This window comes from Skermanella sp. (assembly GCF_059503625.1).
The window spans coordinates 1-8,752 of sequence record NZ_JCACHA010000830.1; the positions used below are offsets into that span (position 1 = coordinate 1).

At 65.7% G+C, this 8,752-nt stretch carries 11 protein-coding genes; 8 read left to right on the plus strand and 3 right to left on the minus strand.

Translation table 11 applies throughout. From position 1 onward, the window contains the following. Positions 1–619, plus strand: a 619-nt coding sequence (locus AC5JJ6_RS29900; protein WP_496045550.1) for a replication protein RepA, incomplete at its 5' end; no start/stop codon positions are given. Between the two features lie 999 nt (positions 620–1,618). Here the strand turns inward: AC5JJ6_RS29900 and AC5JJ6_RS29905 are convergent. The 3 genes from AC5JJ6_RS29905 to AC5JJ6_RS29915 form a co-directional block, all read right to left on the minus strand. Next, entirely contained in the window at positions 1,619–1,867 is a 249-nt protein-coding gene (locus AC5JJ6_RS29905; RefSeq protein ID WP_496045551.1) for a toxin-antitoxin system HicB family antitoxin, read from the minus strand. Continuing rightward, the gene (locus AC5JJ6_RS29910) at positions 1,864–2,280 is read right to left on the minus strand and encodes a putative toxin-antitoxin system toxin component, PIN family (protein ID WP_496045552.1); all 417 of its coding nucleotides are present in this window, start codon (positions 2,278–2,280) and stop codon (positions 1,864–1,866) included. Before AC5JJ6_RS29910 ends, AC5JJ6_RS29905 begins: the two co-directional genes overlap by 4 nt. A 118-nt stretch (positions 2,281–2,398) precedes the next feature. Beyond that, positions 2,399–3,316: a LysR family transcriptional regulator gene (locus tag AC5JJ6_RS29915; RefSeq protein ID WP_496045553.1), complete on the minus strand. Its 918-nt coding sequence runs from the start codon at positions 3,314–3,316 to the stop codon at positions 2,399–2,401. A gap of 109 nt (positions 3,317–3,425) precedes the next feature. Here AC5JJ6_RS29915 and AC5JJ6_RS29920 point away from each other — a divergent pair, with 109 nt between their 5' ends. The 7 genes from AC5JJ6_RS29920 to AC5JJ6_RS29950 all read left to right on the plus strand — a co-directional run bounded on the left by AC5JJ6_RS29920 (position 3,426) and on the right by AC5JJ6_RS29950 (position 7,736). After that, positions 3,426–3,680, plus strand: coding sequence for a DUF2798 domain-containing protein (locus AC5JJ6_RS29920; RefSeq protein WP_496045554.1), 255 nt, complete (start codon positions 3,426–3,428; stop codon positions 3,678–3,680). A 32-nt stretch (positions 3,681–3,712) separates the two neighbouring features. Continuing rightward, complete coding sequence (locus AC5JJ6_RS29925) at positions 3,713–4,483, plus strand: aldo/keto reductase (RefSeq protein WP_496045555.1); 771 nt, start codon at positions 3,713–3,715, stop codon at positions 4,481–4,483. 28 nt (positions 4,484–4,511) lie between these two features. Then, positions 4,512–5,030: a VOC family protein gene (locus AC5JJ6_RS29930; RefSeq protein WP_496045556.1), complete on the plus strand. Its 519-nt coding sequence runs from the start codon at positions 4,512–4,514 to the stop codon at positions 5,028–5,030. A gap of 149 nt (positions 5,031–5,179) precedes the next feature. Further along, entirely contained in the window at positions 5,180–5,797 is a 618-nt protein-coding gene (locus AC5JJ6_RS29935) for a bifunctional transcriptional activator/DNA repair enzyme AdaA (protein ID WP_496045557.1), read from the plus strand. Between the two features lie 70 nt (positions 5,798–5,867). Next, positions 5,868–6,365 (plus strand): DUF3237 domain-containing protein, encoded by a 498-nt coding sequence (locus AC5JJ6_RS29940; RefSeq protein ID WP_496045558.1) that lies wholly within the window; start codon positions 5,868–5,870, stop codon positions 6,363–6,365. Positions 6,366–6,377: 12 nt separating this feature from the next. Beyond that, entirely contained in the window at positions 6,378–7,271 is an 894-nt protein-coding gene (locus AC5JJ6_RS29945; protein ID WP_496045559.1) for an alpha/beta fold hydrolase, read from the plus strand. A 264-nt stretch (positions 7,272–7,535) separates the two neighbouring features. Then, complete coding sequence (locus AC5JJ6_RS29950; protein ID WP_496045560.1) at positions 7,536–7,736, plus strand: hypothetical protein; 201 nt, start codon at positions 7,536–7,538, stop codon at positions 7,734–7,736. Positions 7,737–8,752 lie beyond the last annotated feature (1,016 nt).

Consider the following 8,752-nt stretch of genomic DNA (forward strand, 5'->3'; position numbering starts at 1 on the left):
AACAGCGTCGAATCAGAACGCGCGATTCCAAGCAACATCAAAGTGCTCTAAGCAGAATGGGCATGACGCACGGCGGCACGACGGGCAAAATCCTCCGCGAGCAAGCCACCCGAATCGCCGCTTGCTCGCTCCGTTTTTTTGGGAAGGCGAGGACAGTAGCGGTTTCGACAAGGGAGGCTTTGTTCGTTCGGGCCTTCGCTTCCATCTAGGTGGTGATGGTGAACAGGATGACCTTTGGCAGGATCGCGTCGTCTTGGACGAGGTGTTTTACGAGGCGCTGCAAAAGCATCCTGTTCCACTTCGAGAGGCGGCATTGCGACAGCTTTCCGACCGTTCGACAAGCCTCGACCTTTACATTTGGCTTGCTTACCGACTGCAATCCCTCTCCAAGCCTACGCCGATTCGCTGGGCAGCTCTGCGAGAACAGTTCGGCAGCGGATACGCAAAGATCGGTGCGTTCAAGCGGGACTTCGTCAAAGCACTGGCGCCCGCTATTGCCGCCTATCCAGAGGCAGTGGTGCGATTGGCAGACGAAGGCGTTGTACTTCATCCCTCACCGCCGCCGGTTGCCAAGCGGATTGTCGCCCTCCCGGTGCTGCCCAGCCGGAAAGCTGGGTGAGTGATTGCCCCAGCCCCGAGGGGTGAGTGATTGCCCCAGTTCGCGGAAGGTCCACCCAAAGAAGGCGTAAGCCGGCAAAATCTATAGCCCGCTTCCGCGACCTCGGGTTTTTTTCGAACCTGTATGGGTGTTGCCCGGGATCTTCAGCTTTCTCGCCCGCTGATTCTTCTTTTGGTACGGACCAGGCAGTTCGCTGTGGCATACGTTTTCCAGCCGGATCTACTGAAAAGCGGACGGCCGCTGGGGCAATCACTCACTCAACCCCACCTAGTCAGGACCTCCGGATCGGGTGCATGTGACAATTACAGTTTTGGTGTCTTCAGCGTCATGACTGAAGGTGCAGCCTGGTACAATCGGTTTCATAGCATCGATTGCGGATTGGGGTAGTCGCAGCCACGTTGCGACACTTCGATCAGACATTCTCCCGCTAATGATGCCAAGGCCTTGTTGGGACCAAACTGCTTGGGCATCCTCTTGCTCGCTCTGACGCGCGCTCTCATGTCATGACAATGAACCAGAGCGACGCCGTAACTGCAGCTCAATTACTGATCGCAGAAGCCGAACGGCTCCGAGCCGACGCGCAAGCCACTCGGAGGGAGGCCGACGCACTCCGGTCGGCTGTCCAAGGCCCTTCTGAAGTGGTGCAGCAAGTCAGCGCACGGCTCGGGGCCGACGCCGACATGAAAATTGAGCGTGCGTATGCCCTGGAGCGGGTCGCCGCAAATCTGCTTTCCAAAAAAGTTGGGCGAGAAAGTGGTTCGGTGGATGGGTTGGCTATCTTGGACGCTTTTGCAAAAGCTGACCTTTCTGGTTTCGTTGCCCGGCTTGGGTCTGCGGTCAGAGGCCAGGGGTACAGGGTAGGTCAAGCGGGTCCGATCGGTTCCGCTCCGATCGATATGCAAGCCATCAGCAAAATCCCAGAAGATGGTTTGCAGTGGCTGGCCAAAGGTGGCCGAGGGCCAGGAAGGCCGCCCTGAACCCTTGGGCGGAGGCGTGCCGCTAACCCTCGACGTCATCGCCTTCCATCGGTGTCTTCCGCCGCCCGGCCCGCGAGAGGATCTCCCTGGCACGGCCAGGCTGCGCTCGCGCCGCGCGCGCTGCGAAGTATCGCTCCGCCTCGGCCTGCGCGCCGACACGCGCGGCGATCGCGGTGGCGATGTACTGGTTCAGGCTCACGCCTGCTGCCTCGGCCTGGGCGGCCGCGCGCTCCTTCAAGTCGTCGGGTAGCCTCAGCGGGAAACTGGTCATCCCCTCATCCTTCTCAGCACCTCGCCCGGTCGCTCGACCGGAATGCCGAACCGCGCCGCGCCGTCGCGCAGGTTGGCCAAGTTGAACGTTGCGATGACGTCGGCGCCGCCGTTCACCGCTGTCTCCAGCACCAGGTCGTCGTCCGGGTCGCGCGCGCCCGGGCGGACGCGGAAGTCGAATGCCACGGGCACGCAAACGCCGGCAAACTCGTCGAGCACCGCCAGCACTTCCTCCGCCGAGATGCCCGCCATCTCGAGCACCGAAGTGCGTGTGAGCACGGCCTCGTATTCTAGGATTAGAGGCGTCGACAGAAGCAGGCGCATCTCTTTGTCGAGCGCCGCGAGCAGGAGCCGGCGGGACGCGCCCGCGGCACTTGCGAATCCGGCAACGATCACGTCGGTATCCAAGACCACTCGCAGAGCCATGATGTCGTATATGACATCACTACTGGCATGTCGTCCACTCTGGGACTGCTGTTACGGATCGTCAAACATCCGTTCCACGGCTTAAAACAGGCACCTAGGCAGTCGGTCAAAGCGTCCAAACGAGGTCCGGCCGCTGGGCGAAGGCTTCCGCGGCGGCGGCGACAAAGGCCGTGAGCCGCCGCGGCACGAAGCGGCGCGAGGGGTAGACGGCATAGAGCCCGCGTGAGCGCACCGCGTGTTCCGTCAGCGCAAGCACCAGCGACCCTGCAGCAACCTTCGGCAAGACGATGTTCGAGCCAACCTGCCCCAGGCCCATGCCGGCCGCGGCGGCGAGCGCTACCCCTTCCGGGTCGTTCACCACGAAGACAGGGGCAATCGGCCGCCGCTGCACGCCACCCTCGCCGGCGAACTCCCAGGCAAAGACCTCCTGCGATGGGTTACTGCGCATGCCGATTAGCCGATGGGTGCTGATCTCGTCCAGTGTGCGTGGCAGCCCATGCCGCGCCGCATAGCCCGGCGAGGCGCAGACCAGCATGGTCACCGGGAGGATCAGCCGCGAGACATACTCGTTGACCGGCAGCACGCCGCCCCGGATCGCTAGGTCGAAGCCCTCCGCCACGAGGTCGACAAAGCGGTCAGACAGCGACAGCTCCACCTCGAGGTTGGGATGCGCCGCGGTGAAGTCAGCAATCACCGGCAGAAGGTGGGTCCGGCCGAAGGCGGTCGTGCTGCTGATCCGCAGCCGGCCTGTGAGCGCTTCCCGCTCCTCGCGTACCGCGCCGTCGGCCTCAGCCAAGGCTTCCAGGGCCGGGCCGCAGCGGGCGAGATAGCGCTCGCCTTCTGGCGTTAGCCGTACCTGTCGTGTGGTGCGGGTCAGCAGCCGGGCGCCGAGCTGCTCCTCCAGATGCCGGATGTTGAGGCTCACCGACCCGGGCGTCAGGCCGAGCGCGCGGGCGGCGCCCGAGAAGGAGAGGCGGCGGGCGACCTCGACGAAGGTCGCAACGAGGCGGAGATCGGTTGGCACGGCTCCATTCTTTAGCCACATCAACAATTGCTGTCGATCTGACGAGAATTCTTTCGACCTGTCCTGAGCGGCAGATTGCCGGGCACCGCAACCCCCGGAGCCCATGCCAGTGTCCCCCGCCCTCCGCCTTTCAGCGCTGCCCAACATCCCGCGCCGCTGCGCGCCGGTGCTCTTCGCCTTCTTCATGGCGACCAGCCTCTCCGGCGCCCTCTCGGCCGCGATCACCGCGGTCAACACCGGCCTCGGTACCGGCTTCGTCGGGCGCTGGCTGCACGCCTACGCCCTGGCCTGGTCCTTCGCCTTCCCTGCCGTGACGATTGTCGCGCCTCGCGTGCGCGCCCTCGTCGAGCGGCTCACCGCCTGACCCCCACCCCCCACCCGCAGGAGCCCACACTCATGACCAGCACCTTCGCCATCGGTGGCGATCTCGTCGTCCCCCGCCTCGGCTTCGGCGCCATGCGCCTCACCGGCCAGCCTGGCAATTTCGGCCCCTACGCGGACTGGGAGGGAGGCAAGGCATTGCTGCGCCGGGCGGCCGAGCTCGGCATCCGCCTCTTCGACACCGCCCGTGCCTACGGCCCCGGGCACAATGAGGCGCTGATCGCCGAGGCGCTGCACCCCTACCTAGACGGGGTCGTGATTGCCACGAAGGGCGGCGTGGACAAGCGCGGCCCGACGGAGATCGTCGTCGACGGCTCCCCTGACACCCTCGCCCGCCAGGTGGATGAGGCGCGCGCCCGGCTCCGAGTGGACCGGATCGATTTGTTCCAGCTTCACCAGGTCGACCGGAAGACGCCGATCGAGCGAAGCGTTGCCGCACTGGACGCCGCTCGCCGGGCCGGCAAGATCCGCCACATCGGCCTCTCCAACGTCACCCGTGAGGAGCTCGACCGCGCGCTGGCCGTCGGGCCCATCGCATCCGTCCAGAACCGCCTCAACGCCGAGGAACGCGGGAGCGAGGCGCTGGTGGATTACACGGCGAGCAAGGGCATTGCCTTCATTCCCTATGGCCCGCTCGGCGCGCATCCGATGCAGCGCGGCGCACGGCTCGATCCCGCCGCGGCACTGCGCTGGCTGCTCGCCCGCTCGCCGAACGTGATCGTCATCCCCGGCACGACCAGCATCGCGCATCTCGAGGAGAACCTGCGCGACCTGACGGACGCCTGACCCTGTCCCATACGAAAGGATCGCCATCATGGACCGTCGCAACCTGCTCTCCGCCGCCGCCTTTGTCGAGCTCGGCCTCCCGCTCGCCGCGGAGGCGGTGCCTGCCGCCGCCGTGGGCATGCGCTTCGACCACGTCTCGCTCAATGTGCGGGACTTCGACGCCGCACTGGCCTGGTACCAGGCGAAGCTCGGCTTCCGGGTCGAGGTGGCGTGGCGCGTCGCCGCCCTGAACGGCAAGCGCCTTGCCTACCTGCGCCTGAACGACACGATGCTGGAACTCGTCGAAGTCGATGCCGGCGGGACTGGCTTGCCGGAGGCGATGAGCTTTCCAGAGCACTTCGCGCGTACCGGCTATGGCCACCTCTGCTTCCGCGTGGAGGACGTCGGTGCGGCTCTTGACGGCTTGGCTAACGCGGGCGTGCCCACCTTCGTGCGGGCGGAAACCTATGACCTCGACGGCACCCCCTTCCGGCGACGCGTCGGCTTCGTGAAGGACATGGAGGGCAACGTCCTGGAGTTCGGCGAGCCGCTTCGGCGCGCCGGCTGACGGCGTAACGCTGTGAAAGCCGGCGCCCGCTCCTGCCTTGGTCATTGAAAGCGGTCTGCTGCTGGGCGGGGGAGAGGGACCGGTCGCTTTCGGACGTGATCATGTCGCGTCCTCTCCCCACGGCGGCTTCCCACGCCTAGGTTCGACGCATGCTCGATGCGAAGACCTGCGAGGAGGCGATGATCAGGCGAGACCCGTCGTTCGACGGCCTCTTCTTTGTGGGCGTCCGGACAACCGGCATCTACTGCCGGCCCGTCTGCAAGGTCCGCATGCCACGCCGGGAGAACGTCACCTTCCATCCGAGCGCCGCCGCCGCCGAGCGTGCCGGCTACCGCCCTTGCCTGCGCTGCCGGCCGGAGACGGCACCGTTCTGCCCGGCATGGAAGGGTACCCGCACGACCGTCGAACGCGCTCTCAAGCTCATCGAGGATGGCGTGCTCGACGCGGCCGGTGTCGAGGATCTGGCGGCACGCGTCGGGGTCGGTTCCCGGCACCTGGGCCGACTCTTCGCCGAGCATCTCGGCGCCTCCCCTCTGCAGATTGCAGGGACGCTTCGGGTGCAACGGGCCAAGCGCCTCTTGACCGAAACCGACCTGCCGATCTCCGAGGTCGCTGCCCGATCGGGTTTTCCAAGCGCGCGCCGCATGAGCGCGGCCTTTGCCGAGACCTACCGCCGGTCCCCGTCCGGCTTCCGGCGTGCAGCCACGCCGGCGGTTCGCCAGCGGCCCGAGCGCACGCGTGCCGCCCAGCACGGCTCGGCTCACTGAACCCTGACAGGTCGGCATCAGCGAAGCGAAGCAGCGCCCCGGACAACAGCCCGGCGCGAGAGGAGAGGTCATGACCGCACATCAGCAGCTCGCCCCGCCTGAGGTGGATACCGAGTTCCTGTTCGAGGCGCGCATCCCACTCGCCAGCCCGACGCATGTCGGCCAAACACCCAGCGGCTATCGCATGATCTTCAACGTCACCGGTGGGCGGTTCGAGGGCCCGAGGCTCAGCGGCGAGGTCATCCCCATGTCGGGCGCGGACTGGTCCCGCATCCGCTCGGACGGCAACGGCGCCCTCGACGTGCGCATGTGCCTGCGGACCGACGACGGCGCGATCCTCTACGTCCACTGGCATGGCCTGATGATGGTGGATGAGGTGAACCGCGGTTACGCGCTCGACTTCGCCAAGCCCGACGACCCAGCCGGCGCCGACCGGTACTACTTCCGCACCTGTCCGCAGATCGAAACCGGCGACGCTCGCTACGCCTGGCTCAACACCGTCGTCTGCGTGACGAAGTCGCGGACCGGCGATGGCGGCGTAATCCATCGTATCTTCGCGGTGAAGTAGGGAGCACTCGCCATGCCCAATCAAGAGATGCTCGATGCCCGGGACGCGCAGGCCTGGACCGCTGAACGTCGCTTCGCCCCGACATCCGCCGGCGCGGTTGCCTATGTTGAGCGGGGCACGGGCCCGTCCGCACTCTTTCTGCACGGCTTCCCGTTGGCTGGCTTCCAGTGGCGTGGCGTGACCGCACGCCTCGCCGGTCGGCGCCGCTGCATCGCGCCTGACATGCTCGGGCTGGGCTACACCGAGGTCCTGCCTGCCCAAAGGGTCGGCTTCGGCGACCAGGTTGTGATGCTGTGTGAGTTGCTCGACCGGCTCGGGGCAGGGCCCGTGGACATTGTAGCGAATGACAGCAACACCGGCGTCGCCCAACTCCTGGCCGCCCGGCACCCCGAGCGGGTTCGCAGCCTCCTCCTGACCAATGGCGATACCGAGCTGGACAGCCCACCGGCGCTGCTGCTGCCCATGATCGAGCTGGGGAGGGCGGGCCAGCTCGCAGACGCGGTCATCGCCCCCAACCTCGGGAGCCCGGCGGTCGCGGCCTCGCCTCAAGGCCTGGGTGGGCTTGCCTACACCGACCCGGCCAACCTCACCGAGGCCGCGCGCGAGCACTACCTCGCGCCTTTGGTCGCCTCGCCCGAGCGAAAGGCCCTCGTGAACGCATACGCAGCGGCACTAGCGCCGAACCCGCTGAGGGGCCTGGAGCCCGAGCTGCGAAAGGTGGCGGCTCCGGCGCGGGTGCTGTGGGGCACCGGTGACGTGTTTTTCTCGCGCGAAGGAGCGTCCTACCTCGACCGCGTCCTGCCAAACTCACGGGGCGTGCGGGAGGTGCCTGGGGCAAAGCTCTTCTTTCCCGAGGAGCTACCCGATCTGGTTGCTGAGGAGGCAATCCAGCTCTGGGAGGACTGACCGGGGTAGGGGGCTAGCCCGACAACCCCATGCAAGGAACGCCGACGCTGCTCCTCAGTGACATCGGGGAGCGGCTGCGCGGTCTGGCCCTGCCGCCACGCTTCTCGCTGTGCCAGGCGCGTTGGGGAGAACCTGGCCTTAACCGGCATCGACGAGGCAGGCGTGTGCGTCCGGGATGTCTGGCAGGCCGGGACAGCGCTGCTTTAGGTCAGCCAGGCGCGTCAGCCGTCCTGGAAGCTGAACCACCGCTTCGGGGTGTCCGGCATGGCGGGGGTCGTGCAGGCGCCGCGCCGGACGGGCTGGTACTGCCGTGTGCTGCGCCAAGGCGCTGTAGCGCCTGGCATGCCTCTGGTGTTGCAGGAGCGGCCACGCCTTGCCTCGTCACTCTCGCGCCTGCTCCGCGTGCTCTATCTCGCACCAACGACGGTCCGGCCCCGGGGGAGATCGCGGCGCTGCCCGAGCTAGCCGAAGGCTGGCGGCTGAGGTTGAAAGGGTGAATGACCTCTCGCTACTGCACTTGCCAAGCCCGCACGGCCCGAGCGCAGAGCTCATGCTAAAGTCGCAGCCCGAACTGCATCCAATGATGAGTTCCCGTGTTGATCAAACGCGTGCCCTCTTGGATTTGTGAGTATAAAACTCCGGTAGGGACGCCAACTCCCGGTGTGTCATTATCGGCCAGCTTATGAAAGGCGGCCACCAGCAATAATGGATGTTTATGTCAGAAGCAGATCGCGTTTTCTCACGCCATTTGAAGCGGGCCACATCTTCCAGCGAAACGCGCCACATTGTCACGGCACCTCGTAAGAACCGCTTTGGCACTATGGCTAACCGGGTCGTTGAAGTTGTGCATGTCGCGCATGCGACACCGAGGCCGCTGAGGAGTCAGCCGCATCCAGTGCGACGCGATGCCCATGCGGAGAGTTGGCCTGATGGATTTCGTGCGAAGACGGCTTCGCCTGTCTCACTTCCAGAAGCGCGACCGGTGGTGCCCGAGCCCACGCCGCCAACCGTGCATGTGATGCCGGCATGGGAGCCATCAGCGCAGCAAGCAGCCCTGACGGGCGAGGGGCTTGTTGAGGTGCCGAGCGGCACCGCAACCATCAAACACCACGAGCAGCATGACGCAGCCTCAAATGCGCCTAAAGGGACGAAGCGGCGTTTCGCCGACCCCTTCGCCGCGGATGATAATGGTGCCAACTGCATCCGCTGCGGATATCTCGTCGAACGAGCCCGAGCAACGCGTGGCTTGTGGACGTGCTCGAGCTGCGCCTGACGCAAGATGGCCGCATCACCGACGTTGAAACAAGTTCGTTGCAGCCGCGTTTTGCACGGTAACAGACATCATCAATCATGGATCCGCTGCCGCAGACTGTGCCGCAGCTGGCCCTTGCAGATTGGCGATCTAGCGAAGGCGCCCTTCCGGTAAACTAGTGCTCTGACGCACTCTGCTGATTCACTTGGCCTGTGGACCGTGCGAGTCT